The sequence below is a fragment of the Neisseria sp. 23W00296 genome (assembly GCF_044772855.1).
GTDB lineage: Bacteria > Pseudomonadota > Gammaproteobacteria > Burkholderiales > Neisseriaceae > Neisseria.
The window spans coordinates 591,587-609,030 of record NZ_CP173024.1 but is presented as its reverse complement, the minus strand read 5'-3'; the positions used below and the strand labels follow the sequence as shown (position 1 = coordinate 609,030).

At 54.0% G+C, this 17,444-nt stretch carries 19 protein-coding genes; all 19 read right to left on the bottom strand.

Features of this window, described 5'->3' with window-relative positions; all coding sequences use genetic code 11:
• Nucleotides 1-97: 97 nt before the first annotated feature.
• Nucleotides 98-850 (bottom strand): 5'/3'-nucleotidase SurE, encoded by a 753-nt coding sequence (gene surE / locus ACG2K1_RS03135; RefSeq protein ID WP_009425745.1) that lies wholly within the window; start codon nt 848-850, stop codon nt 98-100.
• A 178-nt stretch (nt 851-1,028) separates the two neighbouring features.
• Nucleotides 1,029-2,324 carry a hydroxysqualene dehydroxylase HpnE gene (gene hpnE, locus ACG2K1_RS03130; protein ID WP_395428042.1) on the bottom strand — a complete coding sequence of 432 codons (1,296 nt, stop codon included), beginning with the start codon at nt 2,322-2,324 and terminating at the stop codon, nt 1,029-1,031.
• Nucleotides 2,291-3,169: a presqualene diphosphate synthase HpnD gene (hpnD, locus tag ACG2K1_RS03125; protein ID WP_395428043.1), complete on the bottom strand. Its 879-nt coding sequence runs from the start codon at nt 3,167-3,169 to the stop codon at nt 2,291-2,293. Before hpnD ends, hpnE begins: the two co-directional genes overlap by 34 nt.
• A gap of 130 nt (nt 3,170-3,299) precedes the next feature.
• Entirely contained in the window at nt 3,300-3,791 is a 492-nt protein-coding gene (locus ACG2K1_RS03120; protein ID WP_395428045.1) for a prepilin-type N-terminal cleavage/methylation domain-containing protein, read from the bottom strand.
• Between the two features lie 13 nt (nt 3,792-3,804).
• Nucleotides 3,805-4,299, bottom strand: coding sequence for a PilX N-terminal domain-containing pilus assembly protein (locus ACG2K1_RS03115; RefSeq protein WP_083479435.1), 495 nt, complete (start codon nt 4,297-4,299; stop codon nt 3,805-3,807).
• A 12-nt stretch (nt 4,300-4,311) separates the two neighbouring features.
• A complete protein-coding gene (locus ACG2K1_RS03110) occupies nt 4,312-5,430 on the bottom strand; it encodes a PilW family protein (protein WP_009425750.1) in 1,119 nt (372 codons plus the stop codon).
• The gene (gene pilV / locus ACG2K1_RS03105; protein WP_009425751.1) at nt 5,427-6,020 is read right to left on the bottom strand and encodes a type IV pilus modification protein PilV; all 594 of its coding nucleotides are present in this window, start codon (nt 6,018-6,020) and stop codon (nt 5,427-5,429) included. The genes ACG2K1_RS03110 and pilV overlap by 4 nt, the downstream gene beginning before the upstream one ends.
• A gap of 13 nt (nt 6,021-6,033) precedes the next feature.
• Nucleotides 6,034-6,717 carry a Tfp pilus assembly protein FimT/FimU gene (locus tag ACG2K1_RS03100; RefSeq protein ID WP_083479436.1) on the bottom strand — a complete coding sequence of 228 codons (684 nt, stop codon included), beginning with the start codon at nt 6,715-6,717 and terminating at the stop codon, nt 6,034-6,036.
• Between the two features lie 121 nt (nt 6,718-6,838).
• Nucleotides 6,839-8,248, bottom strand: a complete 1,410-nt coding sequence (gene dnaB / locus ACG2K1_RS03095; RefSeq protein WP_036495828.1) for a replicative DNA helicase — start codon at nt 8,246-8,248, stop codon at nt 6,839-6,841.
• Between the two features lie 90 nt (nt 8,249-8,338).
• Nucleotides 8,339-8,512, bottom strand: coding sequence for a rubredoxin (locus ACG2K1_RS03090; protein WP_009425754.1), 174 nt, complete (start codon nt 8,510-8,512; stop codon nt 8,339-8,341).
• A 103-nt stretch (nt 8,513-8,615) separates the two neighbouring features.
• Nucleotides 8,616-9,722: an acyl-CoA dehydrogenase family protein gene (locus ACG2K1_RS03085; protein WP_009425755.1), complete on the bottom strand. Its 1,107-nt coding sequence runs from the start codon at nt 9,720-9,722 to the stop codon at nt 8,616-8,618.
• A 263-nt stretch (nt 9,723-9,985) separates the two neighbouring features.
• Nucleotides 9,986-10,528 (bottom strand): carboxymuconolactone decarboxylase family protein, encoded by a 543-nt coding sequence (locus ACG2K1_RS03080; RefSeq protein ID WP_009425756.1) that lies wholly within the window; start codon nt 10,526-10,528, stop codon nt 9,986-9,988.
• Nucleotides 10,529-10,717: 189 nt separating this feature from the next.
• Complete coding sequence (gene pyrC, locus ACG2K1_RS03075; RefSeq protein WP_009425758.1) at nt 10,718-11,752, bottom strand: dihydroorotase; 1,035 nt, start codon at nt 11,750-11,752, stop codon at nt 10,718-10,720.
• 76 nt (nt 11,753-11,828) lie between these two features.
• On the bottom strand, nt 11,829-13,637 hold the full coding sequence (gene aspS / locus ACG2K1_RS03070) for an aspartate--tRNA ligase (RefSeq protein WP_395428049.1): 1,809 nt from the start codon (nt 13,635-13,637) through the stop codon (nt 11,829-11,831).
• A 58-nt stretch (nt 13,638-13,695) separates the two neighbouring features.
• On the bottom strand, nt 13,696-14,040 hold the full coding sequence (locus ACG2K1_RS03065; protein WP_395428051.1) for a hypothetical protein: 345 nt from the start codon (nt 14,038-14,040) through the stop codon (nt 13,696-13,698).
• Between the two features lie 87 nt (nt 14,041-14,127).
• Complete coding sequence (locus ACG2K1_RS03060) at nt 14,128-14,598, bottom strand: Ivy family c-type lysozyme inhibitor (RefSeq protein ID WP_395428053.1); 471 nt, start codon at nt 14,596-14,598, stop codon at nt 14,128-14,130.
• A 127-nt stretch (nt 14,599-14,725) separates the two neighbouring features.
• Nucleotides 14,726-15,214 carry an Ivy family c-type lysozyme inhibitor gene (locus ACG2K1_RS03055; RefSeq protein WP_395428054.1) on the bottom strand — a complete coding sequence of 163 codons (489 nt, stop codon included), beginning with the start codon at nt 15,212-15,214 and terminating at the stop codon, nt 14,726-14,728.
• Nucleotides 15,215-15,356: 142 nt separating this feature from the next.
• Nucleotides 15,357-16,064, bottom strand: coding sequence for a DUF502 domain-containing protein (locus ACG2K1_RS03050; protein WP_009426523.1), 708 nt, complete (start codon nt 16,062-16,064; stop codon nt 15,357-15,359).
• Nucleotides 16,065-16,277: 213 nt separating this feature from the next.
• On the bottom strand, nt 16,278-17,414 hold the full coding sequence (locus ACG2K1_RS03045) for a phospholipase A (RefSeq protein ID WP_009426521.1): 1,137 nt from the start codon (nt 17,412-17,414) through the stop codon (nt 16,278-16,280).
• Between the last annotated feature and the right edge of the window lie 30 nt (nt 17,415-17,444).

Here is a 17,444-nt window from a genome sequence, read left to right as displayed (position 1 = left end):
ATTCGAGCGGGCGCTATCATAATCAAAGCGTGCGCCCTTCTCAACCCCGAAGGGCGCGGCGCGGCGGCTTATCGGGCGCTCGGACTGTAAAATCGCGTTATCGCACCGCTTTCTGCCAATACCTTGCGGTTTCGCTTTGCCGGTTGTAGGCGGTGAGGTCGATTTGCAGCGGGGTAATGGTGACGAACCCTGCGGCGCATTCGGCAAAATCGGTACCCTCCTCGCTGTCGGCCGCCTCTCCCGCCGCGCCTATCCAGTAAACCTGCTCGCCGCGCGGGTTGCGGGCGGGAACGATGCTCTGCTCGTGGTGGCGGCGGCCGAGGCGGGTGATTTTGCAGCCGCGCAGGTCTTCCGCAGCAACGGCAGGGATGTTGATGTTCCACAAAACGGGTTCGGCGGGCGGCTCGGCGGTGAGGCGCTCCAAAAGTTGCCAGGCGGCTTTTTCGGCGGTCGGCCAGTAGCGGTCGCTGTGGTCGTTGAGCGAGAAGGCAACGGCGGGGATGCCGAGCAGATAGGCTTCGGTAGCGGCGGCGACGGTGCCGGAATAGAGGGTGTCGTCACCCATATTGGCGCCGTGGTTGATGCCCGAAAGCACCAAATCGGGCTTGAAATCCGGCAGGGCGTGCAGGGCGAGATGGATGCAGTCGGTAGGCGTGCCGCTGACATAATAAAAGCCGTTTTCGGCTTGGCGCAGATGCAGCGGGCGGTCGAGGGTGAGCGAGTTGCTGACGCCGCTACGGTTGCGCTCGGGAGCAACGACGCGCACGTTGGCAAATTCGGCGGCGACGCGGGCGAGCACGGCAATGCCCTGGGCCAGATAGCCGTCGTCGTTGCAGATGAGGATGTTCATTCGGGATGTCCTTTCGGTTGCGGCTGGGTTTGCCGTTTTTATGCGGATGCCCGCTGCTCGGCAAACAGGCGTTGAAACCGTCTGAAAATGGCCGCGCTTGGTTTTCAGACGGCTTCAACGCCGTTTTTGCATGATGCGGCAGGCGTTTGCAAGACGAAGGGCAAACAGGCCGGATGTTTTACACGCGGTTTAAAATCAGCTCCGCCGCCGTCTGCCCGCTTTGCACGGCGGCTTCGAGGGTGGCGGGATAACGCGGGTGGAGATAGTCGCCCGCCGGGTAGATGCGGTTTTGTTGCAGCCAGCGACAGTCGGGAATCTGCCGCCCGGCCACACAGGCGGCGGTGGCGCGTTTTTCAGTCAGGACTTTGGCGGCCAGCGGCGCACCGAGATTGGGGCAGATGCGGCGCAAATCGGCATCGGCGCAGCTTATCCATTCGTCGGCACTAGTGATGCCCGCGAGATCGGAAGCGCTGATTACCGCCGCCACTTCTCGCCCGCTGCCGCCCAAACTGCCGCGTCGGAAAAACCAATGAACCGTTGCATCGGAGAGTCCGCACATCGGCGCGGGCAGCCCGACGTCTTCCGGGTAACGCAGATAAACGGTGGTAATGGCATGACAGCGGATGCTGTTGAAGGCCGTCTGAATTTCGGGCGGCGTTTCAGACGGCATCAGTGCGGCGGCATGATAGGGAGCCACGGCCAAAACCACGGCATCGAAATCCTCCCCGTCCGCCCGCACGCGTCCGTCGGGCAGAATTTCCAAACGCCCTACCCTGCGGCCGAAACGCACTTCCGCGCCGCGACGGCGCAAAAACGCCACGGCAGGTTCGGCAAGCAGGCTGCTCAAACCGGTTTTCGGCAACAGGTAATCGGCTGCGTCCTTTTCCGCCCACACGCCGTCCTGTAAAACCGCCTGTAAAGCGTTGAGGCCGGCCGTTTCCAAAGGTGTGTTCAATGCGCCCAGCACCAGCGGCCGCCAAAACTGCGCCGCCAAACGGGGCGGACATTGCTGTTCCGCCAACCAGCGGCCGACGGGCATATCTCCACCCGTTCTGTTTTTCAACCGCCGCATCTGGCCGAGTAAAGCCGTTTTTTCCGTTAGCCCGATATTCTTCGCCCGCAATACGCCCCACACGATATGCAGCGGCGCGGGAAGGGATGAGGCCGTCTGAAACTGCAAGCCGTCGGCCAGATGCCATTGCAGCGGCAGACGTTCGCAACTTTGTCGCCAGTCCGCACCGATTTTGTCCAGCAGATGGCGTACGCTGCGGTAGGCGTGGAGCATGATGTGCTGGCCGTTGTCCAAAAAAGTGAAGCCCTCATTTCCCGACGCCGGCGATTTCGCCCTGCCACCCGCCGTTTTTCCGGCTTCAAATACGGTGACATCGGCAGCGTCTGACAGCCTGACAGCGGCAGACAAACCGCTCCACCCCGCGCCGATTACGGCGATTTTTTGTTTCGCTTTGTTTTCCATGGGTTAAATCCGAACAGCCAGGTTTTCAGGGCAATCCGCTTTTTGCGCGGCGAGGGAATGGCGGTTTTGTAACGCAGCACGTTGGCCGCACCGTCGCGGCGGATTTCCTGCAACAGCGCGTAATACACCGCCGCCATCACCAATCCCGCCTTTTGTTTTTTATAGTCTTCAGACGGCAGCAGGGCACGCGCCTCCCGATACGTCTGCTGCGTCCTCTTGATTTGGAAATCCATCAGCGCGGCAAATTCGGGGGTTGGCCGAGCCTGCAAAATCATATCCTCCGTCACATTGAAGTGGGAACACTCGTCCTGCGGCAGATAAATCCGCCCCATACGCGCATCCTCGCCGACATCGCGGATGATATTGGTCAGCTGCAAAGCCAAACCCTGTTTTTCCGCATACAGCAGGGTTTGGACATTGGAAAACCCCAGAATCCGCGCAATCAGGCACCCCACTACGCCGGCAACGCGGTGGCAGTACAGCGACAGCGCGGCAAAATCGGCATAGCGCACCTGCTGCAAATCCATCTGCATGCCTTCAATAATTTCCGACAGTTCTTCGTGAGGTAGTGAAAAATCCGCCGCCACCTGCTGCAAAGCACGGTTTACGGGATGTTCGGGGAGGCCGTCTGAAAAAACTTTAGCCAAATCACCACGCCACCATTGCAAAGAAATATTGGCAACCGCAGCATCCGAACAATCGTCGGCCACATCGTCCAACTCGCGGCAAAATGCATACAAAACAAGCAAAGCGTCACGCTTCTCCCGTTCGAGAAAACGAAACCCCGCTAAAAAATTGGAGCGGCTGGACAATACTTTTTCACGGCAATATTCCAAGGGCTGCATTTGTATGTATGCGACAAGCATTTAAAAAAGGAAGCGATTGTAATGTGATTCGGCGGGACAAACAAACAGCCCGCGAACTGAAAACAGATTCGCGGGCTGTTTGTTTGAGGAAGCTATTAGACAATTCAAATTATTTCACGACACAGGGAGAAGTCGTCTGAAACGCTTTTGCTGCCGCTATATTTGCTGCCCTATTGTTTCCGATACAGGCATAATTAGCACCTCTGCTGTCCGCCCAAGCCGCATAACGGTAACCTGAATTCTTAGGTACGGCATAGGCGCGGAAGCCGACCTTGTAGGCATCAGCCGGAGATCTTGTAATAAATGAAACATTAAAGTCGTATTTTCCCCTTATTTCGGAATCAATTATTTTGTCAGCTTCAGTCTTAAGCTTTCCTTCTGTTTTGATGTCGTTCTCAAAATAACCGGGTTTTTTAACCATTTCCGATTTGAAAAAAATAGCAGCCTCAGACATTTCCGATTGGGCATAAGCCAAATTGGTTTTTTCTACATGTTCCTGATAAGACGGAATTGCAATTGCGGCAAGGATACCGATAATGGCAACTGTAACCATCATCTCGACTAAGGTAAAACCAACGTAAGACATTTTTTTGTTTTGCATTCGGATTCCTTAATCAATCAAGAGTGGCAGCAACATATGATTGAAGGGTCACCACTGTATTTTTATTTTCTCCCCAAGCTCTTACTGTAACACGTAAAATATCTTCATCATCTTCTTTTCCGATAAGTTCAATTAAATATTTAGGATTTCGAGAAACCGGGCTTTTAGGTTTTACAATATAATCAACAGCTCTTGATTCCCAGCAACTAACTTGAGAACCATCACACGAGCCTTCCCAAACAGGATTTTTATCACCAGGCATACATAATCCCTCTTTACTGCAGCCTGGAACTGTCGGAAATTGACTTAATTTAAGACTGCTGATCTTAGCCTCACCCCCTCGTAATGCAGACTCAGCCACTTGCATCGCCATCTTCCTATCTGCATCATTGCTGCTGATTCTACTCTCTGTATTAAATGACTGTGCTGCTGCCAATACCATAACTGCCAGCACAAGCATCATCACCATAACCACAGGTAATGAAAACCCTCTTTGCTTTATTCTCATTGTAAAATTTTCCTATCTTATAAATTTCACTTCTTGCTGGAAACCACGATCAGCACAAAAAGCACCTGCATGTACTGTAGCATCAATATGATACGTTTGAATATCAGATGCAGAACCATTAGAACTTTTTCCTGCAACTAAATTCCCATCCCCTCCCCTACCTTGCAACTTAAGACGCAATAAAGTTGGGGGAGGAGCCTTAGCTCCTGTCAATATTGTTTTTTGAAATTTAATTTTTGCATCATTATTTTTTTCAGTACACGCAGGAGAAGAGGCATAATAACCAAACTGTATATCCCAACTATCCACTCCCGTTAATAAAAGTTGCGGTTCACCAAATGTACCATCTGCATTCATCTGGAACAAATACAAACCTTTATCTCCCCCATTAGGTTGGCCAATAGCATATACATTAACGGATTGCCTAAAAATGGTCGCATTATTCACATCCACAAGAGGAACGGGAACCTGAGCAACTCGTAGTTGTTGCCTAGCATAAACTTTTTTTGCTCCAGAAAACCTCTCCAAAGTAGAACAGCTACTAACTACAACAGGAGCAGCATCATGACCACTTAATTCTGCTAACTCATCCGTCTGAGGAATATTAATATTAAAAAAATTACCGCTTACTTTAGCGTTACCAGATCCAATACCATAAGTAAATAATAAAACATTATTTCCTAGAAAGGAAAAATTAGAATTCAACCACCCACGAGCATCCGCTACAGGTATCAATTTTATACCCTGATTCTGTTCATTTTTATAAAGCAAGTCATCCAGTCTATTGTGATTAGTATAATTATTATTTTTATACACCCCGTAGTCATTAAGAACAATTCCACCATCAACACTTTGTTTAGATAGATTGAAACATCCAAAGAAACCAGCCATCCGTGCATCACGCACAATCATATTAGTTGCATTTCTTAAATCTTGCTGTACCTGAAGCCGTGCATTAGCCGCAGTACTTAATTTTTGAGTTGCAATAAAACCAGAACCAGCAGCAACAAGAACAATCATACTTAAAGCAGCAGCTACTAAGAGTTCAATCAAAGTAAAGCCAGATACGGATAATTGTCGTCTATAATTATTAGACAACATACTAATTTTTATATTTTTATTGCTCATCATTGTCCATCTTTCAAATATGTTTGATAACTTACTGACTGGTTTTTCGCCCCCTGCACTCCAGAAGAATTTGGATCTACTAACCACGCTATCTTGATAGCAATATTACCACTACCACTACATTTAGCATCAAAAGTACCATCAGCCATAATCTCTGGCTTATCATTTAAATTATCATCTTCACAAATTCGCCATTTAACCCCCATATCCCCCAGCTTACCCGATTCCAATTCTTTAGAAAAATTAAATAGTTGCCACAAAGCTAGTTGATTTAATGTATATTCATTATATTTTGGTTCGTTTTTAGGCATTTTTGTATCATCTGATTTATAATGCCCATAATTTTTTTTAGTCCAAGTTCCAGCATTATCCAACTCCAATTCAGGGTTAGAAAGTATCCCCTCAATCAGATTTTGAGCTGCTTGAGCTGCAATGGTTTGTGTTTCGGCCTCTCTAACACTACTCACAGAGCGCAACTGTGTCGCCAACAACGCCAAAATTCCCAAAGCCAAAACAACAACAGAGACCAACACCTCTACAAGAGCAAAACCTTGAACTCGTAATTTATCTTGAGAAACATTTACAGACTTCATGCTACATATCCCTTTATTTATATTCGCATGCTTTCAAATCACCTGCTCTATCGCAGAATTTTACTTGATTTCCTGATACTAATAATACAACAGAACGAGAAGACTTACTATTTTCATCCTTAGCCTGAGCATCGGTTAGAGTAAATTTAACATAGCCACTAATAGGATCTATCGTACGAAAATCTGCAGTAGCATTTCCTGTCGTAATTCGCCGAACAGATCCGTCTGGTAAAAATGCTAATACGGAAGTATTCGGATTTTTAGCCGCATCGCTCCCATCATACTTCACACTACGTACACTATATTGAACCCGATCGCCGCTATTATCGTTCCCTTGACTTCTTTGGTTGATGATTGCCACACGCAAAGATTCATCAACACCTCGAACATATTGCTTATCTAAATTTCTATCTGCCCACAACATCAATCCAGAACCTGAGTATTGCTCTTGGCACTGTCCATTAGGATTTCCATCTTTCCTGATCTGAGCAGGGCAAAGGTAAACGGGCAGATTCAATCGAGCAGCTTCAGATCTACCCAAACGAATCATGTTAGCTACCTTTTCTGCTGCTGCGGCAACACGGCGTTTTGCCAACCACTCAGAGAAGTTTGGTATGGCTACAGCTGCCATGATAGCCATAATGGCAATCGTCACCATCAACTCAACTAATGTAAAACCCTTTTCCAATATTTTCATGAAGCTTTCCCTATTCGCGTCTTTTCACAGAGCGTATGTCCCATATCAAATAATTATTCCGTTATTCTAAACGATAAAGGCATACATATTCCAGCACAATTTGATTTAAAACCCATGTATCTCACTCTTCAACCGTAGCCGCATCCGGCACATAAGCAGCATTATCAAACTTGGTAAACTGCCCCATCCAGGTAAGGAAGATTTTACCGACCGGCCCGTTACGGTGTTTGCCGATAATACATTCGGCCAACCCCTTCATCGGCGACTCGGGGTTGTAGTATTCGTCGCGGTACATAAACATAATCAAATCCGCATCCTGCTCAATAGCGCCCGATTCGCGCAAATCGGACATAATCGGACGTTTGTCGGTGCGCTGCTCGACGGAGCGGCTCAACTGGGACAGGGCAATAATCGGCACTTGCAGCTCTTTTGCCAGCGATTTGAGCGACCGGGATATTTCACCCAGTGCGGCGGCACGGTTGTCGGTGCGGCCGGAGCTTTCCATCAATTGCAGGTAATCGATAACAATCAGACCGAGTTTGCCGCCAAACTGCCTGGCAAGACGGCGGGCGCGGGCGCGCAGTTCCAAAGCGGTCAGACCGGCGGTTTCGTCGATAAACATCGGTGCATCGGCCAAACGGTTTACCGCCTCGTTCAGACGCCCCCAGTGCTCGTCCTGCAACTTGCCGGTTTTCAAAACATGCTGGTCGAGCCTCCCCACCGAACCGAGCATACGCATCACCAGTTGGGAGCCGCCCATTTCCATCGAAAACACGGCCACCGGCAGCTTGGCTTCCAACGCCACGTGTTCGGCGATATTGATGGAAAACGCGGTTTTACCCATCGAAGGACGCCCGGCCACGATAATCAAATCGCCCGGCTGCAGGCCGGATGTTTTTTTGTCCAAATCGATAAAACCGGTGGAAACACCGGTTACTTCGTCGGGATTGTCGCGGGCATAAAGCATGTCGATACGTTCGACCACTTCGCGCAGCAAGTCGGGCAGCTGCAAAAAGCCCTGTTTGGATTTGGCCGTACTTTCGGCGATTTGGAAAACTTTGTTTTCGGCTTCGTCGAGCAGCTGGGCGGCATCGCGGCCTTGCGGATTATAGGCATTCCTAGCAATTTCCGTGCCGACTTCGGCGAGCTGGCGCATCACCGATTTCTCCCGCACGATTTCGGCATAGCGGCGGATATTGGCGGCCGACGGCGTGTTTTGTGCCAGCGAAATCAGATAGTTGAAACCGCCGACTGTTTCCAGCTCGTCGTTGCGTTCCAAGTATTCCTGCACGGTAATCACGTCGGCAGGCTTGCTTTCGTTGATTAGTGACGCGATTGTGCGGAAGATTACGCGGTGCTCGTGGCGGTAAAAATCCTCGCCCCCCACCACGTCGGCGATTCTGTCCCACGCGCTGTTTTCCAGCAGCAGGCCGCCGAGCACCGACTGTTCGGCCTCAACCGAATTGGGCGGCAGCGACAGGGCGGCGGTTTCTTCGGAAGAATGTTCGTCGTAATCGGCGTAGTCGTTCATGTCTTTACCACAATATTTTTCAGACGGCATTATAGCCGAAACGAAAGGGAGCCAGCCCTGCGGCCGCTCCCTTTTTTCTGTCTGCGCACTTTATTCCGCGCCAAATTCCAGCAGTTGAAATTCCTCTTTGCCTGCGAAGCATTCGGGGCATTCCCAATCGTCGGGCAGGTCTTCAAATTTCGTCCCCGGGGCGATGCCGCGTTTGGGATCGCCCTCTTCTTCGTCGTAAATCCATTCGCACAATACGCATACATACTGAGCCATATTCCGTTTTCCTTTTTATTTGCCGTTTTTACACAAAACGAAACAGGCCGTCTGAAAACGGCCTGTCCGTCCCGCGCATATTGTAGCGGCTCTTGCTGCGGCGTTAAATCGAAAACTCGCCTTCGCCCATAAATTCCAGCTCGCTGATTTCCTTGCGCAGGTGTTTGATGGCGGGGGTGACGATGGCGACAAACATCGCTTCGCGCACGCGCCGCTGCACGGGGCTTTGCATCAAATAGCCCGCCGCACCGGTGTGCAGGGCGGCCGATTGCGCGGCGTCGAGGCAGAGCACGGCGGCGGCTTCGCGCAGGCGCAGGGTTTCCAAGAGTTCGGGTTCGTTGCGGTAGGCAGCGTCGGCCAGCTCGGCGGTTTTGTTTAAGGCCGTCTGAAAACGCCCGTTCAGTTCTTCATAGCCGTTGTCGAGGAAATCGTTGGTTTCGCTGCCCGTGTTGGCAGCGGCGATTTCGGCAAGACAGCCGTCGACAATGCCCGCGCCGATGCCGATTTGCAGCAGGATGAAGCCCGCTTTGATGCTCTGGATATAGTCGGCAAACTGCTCAGGCTCAGCAATCACGTCTTCGTGAGGCACAAACACGTTTTCAAATTTGATGGCGAAGGTGCGCGTGCCTTCCAAGCCGCAGAATTCCGGGCAGGGAATCAGCGACACGCCCGTTCGTTGTCCGCCGGTGACAAACATCACGTAGCTGCCGCCGATTTGCGCCGTGTTCGCCCAAATGTGGTTTTCGCCGAGGTTGGACACCCACGGCAGGATGCCGTTGACAATATAGCCGCCGTCGGTTTTTTCCGCCTGCAACTGGTGCTTCTCGATGCCTGCCAAGTGTTTGACAGTATTGGACATACCCGTTCCCGCCAGCACTTTGCCGTTTAACACGTCGGCCAGATAGCGGCGTTTCACTTCCGCATTGGGCGTTTGGTGCAGATACCAGGCGCAGGCGGCCTGACACCAGGCGGAAAAGGCCGTTGCGCCGCACACTTTCCCCACCTCGCGCAGCACTTCTATCTGCGCCGTCAAACCCAGCCCGCTGCCGCCCTCCTCCGGCGTGCCGACGGCGGCAAAACCGCCGATCGCGCCCAGGCCGCGCAAAAATTCTTCGGGATACAGCCCTTTGCGGTCGATGTCTTCGACTAAGGGCTTCAATTCGGTTTGCACCAGTTCGGCGGTTTGCCGCAACAGGGTTTCGCGTGACATATTTCGGTTCTCCTGATTGGTGTATTAGGGTCTGTTGACAATCAGCATTGCGGCGGTATTTTTGGTAAAAATCCGCGCCTGCCGCGTCAAAAATGCTCGCAAGGTGTCCAACCTTGCTGCGCTTTTTTCCTTGCAAACACGGATTTTTCCTCAAAAAACCGCTTCGCAAGCTGAATGTCAACAGCCCCTACGGTACGGATACGGAAAAGGCCGTCTGAAAAGCGGATTTCGGTGTTTCAGACGGCCTTTGAAGCAATGAATCTTTAAGCGTAGGCCTGTAATTCGGGATTGATTTCGGTGCGCGCCAGATTGTTGGTGTAGTTGCACAGCGTTGCCAGCGCCACGCCGAGCACCACTTCTACCGCCTGCTGCTGGTTGTAGCCCGCAGCAAAGAAGGCCTGCAATTCGTCGTCGGATACATTGCCTTTTTTCGCAATCACCTGCTGCGTGAAATCCGACAGCGCATTCAGCTTGGCATCATCAATCGGGGACACGGCGCGCACGGCGGCGATTTGGTCGGCGGTCAGCAGTTTTTTCAACGTGGCGAGTTTGGTGTGGCCGGCCACGCAGAAACCGCACTCGTTGATTTTGGCGGCGAGAATCTGCACCACCTCGCGCTCGCCCGGCGTGAGCGAAGTTTCGCCGTTGAGCTTGCCCACTTCCTGATAAAAGGCCAGCGCCTCGGGCGAATTGGCGAGCACGCCGATAAGATTGGGCAGGAAACCGTTGGCTTTGAGCGCGGCTTCGACGCGGGGTGTGGCTTTTTCGGGAGCGGTTTCGACGGTATGGATGGTTAAGCGTGCCATGTTTTTTCCTTTTTTCGGTGTGTATTCGGGAGGCGGCGATAATAGCGGAGGCGGCCTGACGGGGGAAAGAACGCTTTTTCCGTTGCGGCAAACTAAAAGTTATAAGGCCGTCTGAAATGTGGGAGGCCGTCTGAAAAAACCGGCTGCGCGGTTTTTTCAGACGGCCTCTTGCCGACGGTACGGACGGGTTCAGTCCAGCATGCGCCAGGCGGTTTGTCCGCCTGCGCGCATGGGGACGAGGGTTTCGCTGCCGTAGGGTACGGACGCTGGGATGTTTTGCGGCTCTTTGACCAGCGTAACGGTGTCGCTGTTTTCGGGCAGGCCGTAGAAGCGTGCGCCGTTTTGCGAGGCGAAGGCTTGGAGTTTGTCCAACGCGCCGGCGGCTTCAAATACTTCGGCGTACAGCTCGATGGCGGTCATCGCGCTGAACATGCCCGCGCAGCCGCAGGCGTTTTCTTTGGCGGTTCGGGCGTGCGGGGCGGAGTCGGTGCCCAAGAAGAATTTGTGGGATTTTTCGCCGGTTACGGCGGCGACGAGGGCTAGTCGGTGGCTTTCGCGTTTGAGCACGGGCAGGCAGAAATGGTGCGGGCGCACGCCGCCGACGAGGAGGTCGTTGCGGTTGAGCAGCAGGTGTTGCGGAGTTACGGTGGCGGCCACGTTGTCGCCCGCTGCCAATACCAGCCGCGCGGCTTCGGCGGTGGTGATGTGCTCGAACACGACTTTCAAATCGGGCACTTGCGCGAGCACGGGCTTCATCACGCGTTCGATAAAGGCGGCTTCGCGGTCGAAGATGTCGATGTCGGGGTCGGTAACTTCGCCGTGTACGAGAAACAGGATGCCCTGACGCGCCATTTCCTGCAATACGGGGATGAGTTTGAACAGGTCGGTTACGCCCGAGTCGGAATTGGTGGTCGCGCCGGCGGGGTAGAGTTTGAAAGCGACGATGCCGGCGGCTTTGGCTTCGCGCACCAGTTCGGGCGTGGCCTGGTCGGTGAGATACAGCGTCATCAGCGGCTCGAAGCGGCTGCCTGCGGGCAGGGCGGCGAGAATGCGTTGTTTGTAGGCAAGCGCGTCGGCAACGGCGGTTACGGGCGGCTTGAGGTTGGGCATAATCACGGCACGCCCCATCTGGCGGGCGGTATAGGGCGCAACGGCTTTGAGTGCGTCGCCGTCGCGAAGGTGTAGGTGCATATCGTCGGGGCGGATGATGGTGAGGGTTTGCATGGATGTTCCTTGGAATCTGTATTTGTGATTGAGGCCGTCTGAAAGGATTTTCAGACGGCCTTTTGTTTCAAACTGCTCAGGCTTCTTTATTTTCCGCCGCTTTCACGCGCAAACGCAGGCCGAGTTCGCGCAGTTGTTTGTCGTCCACCGCGCCGGGGGCGTTGGTGAGCAGGCATTGGGCGCGTTGGGTTTTGGGGAAGGCGATCACGTCGCGGATGGACTCGGCGCCGGTCATCAGGGTTACCAGCCTGTCCAAACCGAAGGCGAGGCCGCCGTGCGGGGGTGCGCCGAATTTCAGGTTGTCGAGCAAGAAGCCGAATTTTTCCTGTTGCTCTTCGGGGGTGATTTTCAGCGCGGCGAACACTTTTTCCTGCACTTCGGCGCGGTGGATACGGATGGAGCCGCCGCCGATTTCCCAGCCGTTGAGCACCATGTCGTAGGCACGGGCAAGGCAGTTGGCGGGGTCGCTGTCCATCAAATCTTCATGGCCAGGTTTGGGCGAAGTAAACGGGTGGTGCATGGCCGCCCAACGCTCGTTTTCTTCGTCGTATTCAAACATCGGGAAATCGACTACCCACAAGGGTTTCCACTCATCGACAAAATAGCCGTCGGCCGCGCCGTGTTCCAGGCCGACTTTGATGCGCAATGCGCCCAAGGCTTCGTTGACGATTTTGGCTTTGTCTGCGCCGAAGAAAATCAAATCGCCGTTTTGTGCGCCGGTGCGCGCGATGATTTCTTTCAGGCTGCTTTCGGACAGGAATTTGACGATGGACGACTGCAAGCCGCTGTCTTCGCCGTTGGAGAGGTTGGTGACGTCGTTGACTTTGATGTAGGCCAGGCCTTTGGCGCCGTAGATGCCGACAAATTTGGTGTATTCGTCGATTTCTTTACGCGAGAATTTGGCGCCGTTCGGCACGCGCAGGGCGGCGACGCGGCCGCCTTTCATGTCGGCGGCGGCGCGGAAGACTTTGAATTCTTCCGTTTTCATCAGGTCGGTGAGCTCGGTGAATTTCAGGCTGATGCGCATATCGGGTTTGTCCGAGCCGTAGTTGAACATGGCTTCGGAATAGGGCATGCGCGGGAAGTCACCCAAGTCCACGCCCAGCGCGTCTTTGAACACTTTTTTCGCCATACCTTCGGTAATGTCCATGATTTCATCTTCGTTCAGGAACGAAGTTTCCAAGTCGATCTGGGTGAATTCGGGCTGGCGGTCGGCGCGCAGGTCTTCGTCGCGGAAGCATTTGGTGATTTGGTAGTAGCGGTCGAAACCGGCCACCATCAGGAGTTGTTTGAACAGCTGGGGCGACTGCGGCAGGGCGAAAAATTCGCCCGGGTGCACGCGGCTGGGTACGAGATAATCGCGCGCGCCTTCGGGGGTGGAGCGGGTGAGCATCGGGGTTTCGATGTCGATAAAGCCCTGTTCATCGAGATAGCGGCGCACGCCCATCGCCACTTGGTAGCGCAGGCGCAGGTTGCGCTGCATCACGGGGCGGCGCAGGTCGATGACGCGGTTGCTCAGGCGCACGTTTTCACTGATGTTTTCGTCGTCGATTTGGAAAGGCGGCGTGGCGGCGGCGTTCAACACTTCGATTTCTTTGGCGAGGATTTCGATTTTGCCGGACACCATTTTGTCGTTGGTGGTGCCTTCGGGGCGGTTGCGCACGCGGCCGGTAATGCTCAAAACGTATTCGTTGCGGGCGGAATCGGCCGTCTGAAAGGCTTCGGGCGTGTCGGGGTCGATCACGACTTGGACGATGCCTTCGCGGTCGCGCAGGTCGATGAAAATCACCCCGCCGTGGTCGCGGCGGCGGTGCACCCAGCCTTTGACGGTTACGGTTTGGTCGAGATATTGTTCGCTGATAAGGCCGCAATAGTTGGTACGCATGGTTTTTCTTTCTGGTTTCAATAATAAAGTAGGGGAAAAGGGGTTTTAGAAACTGTTTTCAGGCTGCCTCAATTAAATCGTATTCTGCAAGGGCATCTTCCCACAGCAAATGACGGTTGGCGGTAAGCGTTCTTTTAACAATTTGTTTGAACAGCTCGGGTTCGGATACGGTTTCTCCAAACGCATAATGTTGCCAAATGCGTTTAATGGCGGTGCTGTCGTGGACATCAAGCGCGATGGCTTGGGCGGTTTCTACATCGCAGCAGCCGTAGCCGTCAAACGAGATGCGCCGTAAACAAACGGCTTCGCCGTGGTTGATGAAGTCAATAAACGCGCAATCGCCCACGCAGAAATAATAATCGGCAGGGCGCGATAGGTTGTAATAACTGGGTTCTACTTGCATGGTGGCTCTTTTTAGGCAGCCTGAAAAGGTTTATTCGTTTTTGGTATCCGGTTTTTGCCGGGCATTTTCTTCGGCTTCCGCCTTCCATTACTGAAATATCAGTTCTCTCAGGGCTTCTTTTTCGGCTTGGTCGGGCCGGCCGTAGTGGCGGAGCGTGAAGGCTTCGGTGCGTTGGTAAGGTTCGCTGTGTGCCGGCATCCGGTGCGGTTCGTGAAACTGCGCGTGTGCCGCCACGGCGCGTTGTTCGTTGATCAGGATATAGAGCTTGTTGTCGTCGTGCGGATGGCGCAGGGTGGAAGCGAGATAGCGTTTGCCGTTTACCCTTACTTCGCCGTGGGGGCCGCTCGAACTCAGGGCGTCTTGAATCCAAGCTTGGTCTTCTGCGGGGACTTCGGACAGGATTTGGCTGCGCCAGACTTGGCGGTAGGCGGGTTTTTTGAGCAGCTCGGACAGATGGCGATCGGCCATCCATTCGATTTCTACGGATTTGGCGGCGGCGGGAGCGGTAACGGCCAGCATCAGGGCAAGGGCGGCGGCAATTCGGGCAAGGCGGGGCATGGCGGGCTTTTGATAAAACGGGTTAAAGCCTTTTCAGGCTGCCTGAAAAGGGCAAACGGGCGGATTGCAAAACTTTGTGCGGTTTTAATCGGGCTTTCAGACGGCCTCTGAGGCCGTCTGAAAAGGTTTATTTTTCTTCTTCGTCGGCGGCGAGTTTCTGCAGGGCTGCTTGTTCGGCTTCGGTGGGTTTGCCGTAGTAGCGGTCGGTGTAGCGGAACTCGTAGGTGCCTTCAACGGTGTGCCTTTCGCGGTGCAGCACCACGGCGCGCTGTTTGTTCAGCAGGATGTAGATGCTGTTGCTGATGCAGTTGTGCGGCTGGCACATGGTGGTGGCGATGTAGCGTTTGCCGTCCACCGTTACCGCGCCTTCGGGAGCGGTGGGGCCGTCGGCGTCTTTAATCCAATATCTGTCGCTTTTGGGCGTGTGCGGCACGATTTGGCTGCGCCACACTTTGCGGTAGGCGGGTTTTTTCAGCAGGTCAAAGAGATAGGTGTCGGCGTCTTTTTGGCTGACCTGTTCGGATTTTTGGCCGGTCTGCGCAGGCTTGGCGGCGGCGGGGGCGGCAACGGCCAGCGCGAGGGTGAGGGCGGTGAGGATTTTTACGGTGCGGAGCATATCGGTTTCTTTCGCTGTCGGTTGTTTGTTTAGAGGGGAGGCCGTCTGAAACGGCCCGGCCTTAACAGAGCTTAAAACAAAACAGGCGGATTTTAATGCTTTGCGGTCATTTCAGGTAGAGTTGCGTCGGTTTTAATACCAATCAAACATTGCTTTCAGGTGTGTTTTCAGACGGCCTTTGCGCGTCGCTCTGCGCTTTGGCGGCGGCTTCGTCGGGCAGTACCATGCCCAGCGAGATGACGTATTTTAGGGCTTCGTCCACGCTCATATCGAGTTCGCGGATGTCGCTTTGTTTAACCAGAATATAGTAGCCGCCGGTGGGGTTGGGGGTGGTGGGGACGTACACGGGGATGCGCGGCGCGGCGTCGGGCAGGGCGGCGGCGATGTTGTCGGGCAGGCTGCCGGAAACGAAGCCGATGGTCCAGATGTCGCGCTGGGGGAAGGGGACGAGCACGGGGGTTTTGAAGGAGCGGCTGTTGTCGGAGAGCAGCGATTCGGACACTTTTTTGACGCTGGAATAGATGGATTTGACCACGGGGATGCGGCCGAGCAGGCTGTCCCAGCCTTCGAGGATTTTGCGGCCGAGCATGTTGGCGGCAAACACGCCGGTGAGGAAGAGAACGGCGAGGGCGACGATGAAGCCTGTGCCGGGAACGCGGAAGCCGAGATAGCGTTCGGGCTGCCATTGGGCGGGAATCAGGGCGGTGAGCTGGTCGGTGGCGTTGATGATGTAGCCGATGACCCACACGGTAACGGCGATGGGCATCCACACGAGGACGCCGGTGAGCATGTATTTTTTCAATGCTTTGCCGATGGTGTTTTTTTCTTTTTCCGGAGTTTGTTCTGCCATTGCGTTTTTTCTGACGGGGTGGTTTCAGACGGCCTCTGTACCGCATAAAAGGCATGAGGCCGTCTGAAATAAAGGGCGGCAAAGGGGATGAGGTCGTCTGAAAACGGTTCAGGAGCTGTTGCCAATCGGTTTGTGAAGCGGACTTTGCGTCAGAAAGCAGCAAATGCCGTTTGATGGCGCAAAAGCCGCCACAATACCAATTGTCGACAGTCCCTAGAAGCCATCCCAGCCGTTGAACATCAGACCGATGCCGATGCCGTTTTGTTTGTGGTTGTAGTCGATCAGGCTTTCGCCGTAGCCGTGGAAGCCGCGCACGATACCCTGCAATTTTCCTTTGATGGGGAAGGTGTAGGCGGCTTCGGCCGCGCCGCGTCCGCTGCGCGGGTTGTAGCGCAGGGTGGCGGAGAGGTTTTGTTTGTCGGCAAGACGGTATTGCAGTTTCAAATCGCCGTAGCCCATGTATTTGGCGAGATCGGGGTTGTCGTTGTCGTCGTTGTTTTTCTCGAACACACGCGTCCAGACGCGCGGAATGACGGTGAGCCTGCCCCACTCCATGCCTGCCATGGCGTAAACCCTGTTCCACGAACGCGATTCGGGGCGGCTCTGGCCGTTGGACTGGTGGGCGAAACCCAGGCCGAGCATGCGCAGCCTGCCGCCGAAGGGCAGCTTGGATTTGACAGGCTGGGTGATGAAGATTTCCGGCTCGTAGTCGGTGTTGCGGAAGGGAGCGGAGCGGTTGCCCTGGTTGTAAATCTGCCAGTCTGATTTCTGGGTGTAGCCGAACCACAAATCGGCGCGGCTTTTGAACAGGTCTTCGGCGATTTTGCTTTTGAAGGAAACCTGCATTTTGGTTTCCGTCCGTTTTTGGTCGGTGAAACGCTCGGCCGTGGTGACGCCGAGCGTCGGCGACGAGGGTTTGCGGTTGGGGCTGCTGTTGTACCACGCGGGCATCAGATACATCGGGTTGTGTTCGCGCACGGTGAGCAGGCCGCCGGAGGAGTTGGCATCCAAATCGTACATCCGGCTCAGCGGCGTGTAGGCTTCGGCAGCTTCCGCCAGCTCAGCCGAAGGCTCGAATTGGCCTTCTTTTTCAAACACCAGCGCAGGCTCTTTGCGCTCAACGCTGTCCTGTATGCTGCGCACCACATCCGGCTGCGGCTTGACTTCGGCTGCGGGCGCTTCGATTGCCTTCACAGGCGGCAGTTGGGCGGCAAAAATTTTGTCGTAACAGGCCAGACGCAGGGCATTGTCCTGCAACAGAGTGCATTGCAGGGCGGCATCTTCGGCGGCATAAGCGGCGAAAGGCAGCGCAACGGCCAAAGCCGCCGGCAAATAACGGTTTGTTTTCATAAGACATCCTTCAAACAATTCATCTGTATC

Excerpts from the sequence above, each read along its gene's own strand:
- surE (WP_009425745.1), bottom strand. The coding sequence starts at position 850 with ATGAACATCCTCATCTGCAACGACGACGGCTATCTGGCCCAGGGCATT.
- hpnE (WP_395428042.1), bottom strand. The coding sequence starts at position 2,324 with ATGGAAAACAAAGCGAAACAAAAAATCGCCGTAATCGGCGCGGGGTGG.
- hpnD (WP_395428043.1), bottom strand. The coding sequence starts at position 3,169 with ATGCAGCCCTTGGAATATTGCCGTGAAAAAGTATTGTCCAGCCGCTCC.
- ACG2K1_RS03120 (WP_395428045.1), bottom strand. The coding sequence starts at position 3,791 with ATGCAAAACAAAAAAATGTCTTACGTTGGTTTTACCTTAGTCGAGATG.
- ACG2K1_RS03115 (WP_083479435.1), bottom strand. The coding sequence starts at position 4,299 with ATGAGAATAAAGCAAAGAGGGTTTTCATTACCTGTGGTTATGGTGATG.
- ACG2K1_RS03110 (WP_009425750.1), bottom strand. The coding sequence starts at position 5,430 with ATGATGAGCAATAAAAATATAAAAATTAGTATGTTGTCTAATAATTAT.
- pilV (WP_009425751.1), bottom strand. The coding sequence starts at position 6,020 with ATGAAGTCTGTAAATGTTTCTCAAGATAAATTACGAGTTCAAGGTTTT.
- ACG2K1_RS03100 (WP_083479436.1), bottom strand. The coding sequence starts at position 6,717 with ATGAAAATATTGGAAAAGGGTTTTACATTAGTTGAGTTGATGGTGACG.
- dnaB (WP_036495828.1), bottom strand. The coding sequence starts at position 8,248 with ATGAACGACTACGCCGATTACGACGAACATTCTTCCGAAGAAACCGCC.
- ACG2K1_RS03090 (WP_009425754.1), bottom strand. The coding sequence starts at position 8,512 with ATGGCTCAGTATGTATGCGTATTGTGCGAATGGATTTACGACGAAGAA.
- ACG2K1_RS03085 (WP_009425755.1), bottom strand. The coding sequence starts at position 9,722 with ATGTCACGCGAAACCCTGTTGCGGCAAACCGCCGAACTGGTGCAAACC.
- ACG2K1_RS03080 (WP_009425756.1), bottom strand. The coding sequence starts at position 10,528 with ATGGCACGCTTAACCATCCATACCGTCGAAACCGCTCCCGAAAAAGCC.
- pyrC (WP_009425758.1), bottom strand. The coding sequence starts at position 11,752 with ATGCAAACCCTCACCATCATCCGCCCCGACGATATGCACCTACACCTT.
- aspS (WP_395428049.1), bottom strand. The coding sequence starts at position 13,637 with ATGCGTACCAACTATTGCGGCCTTATCAGCGAACAATATCTCGACCAA.
- ACG2K1_RS03065 (WP_395428051.1), bottom strand. The coding sequence starts at position 14,040 with ATGCAAGTAGAACCCAGTTATTACAACCTATCGCGCCCTGCCGATTAT.
- ACG2K1_RS03060 (WP_395428053.1), bottom strand. The coding sequence starts at position 14,598 with ATGCCCCGCCTTGCCCGAATTGCCGCCGCCCTTGCCCTGATGCTGGCC.
- ACG2K1_RS03055 (WP_395428054.1), bottom strand. The coding sequence starts at position 15,214 with ATGCTCCGCACCGTAAAAATCCTCACCGCCCTCACCCTCGCGCTGGCC.
- ACG2K1_RS03050 (WP_009426523.1), bottom strand. The coding sequence starts at position 16,064 with ATGGCAGAACAAACTCCGGAAAAAGAAAAAAACACCATCGGCAAAGCA.
- ACG2K1_RS03045 (WP_009426521.1), bottom strand. The coding sequence starts at position 17,414 with ATGAAAACAAACCGTTATTTGCCGGCGGCTTTGGCCGTTGCGCTGCCT.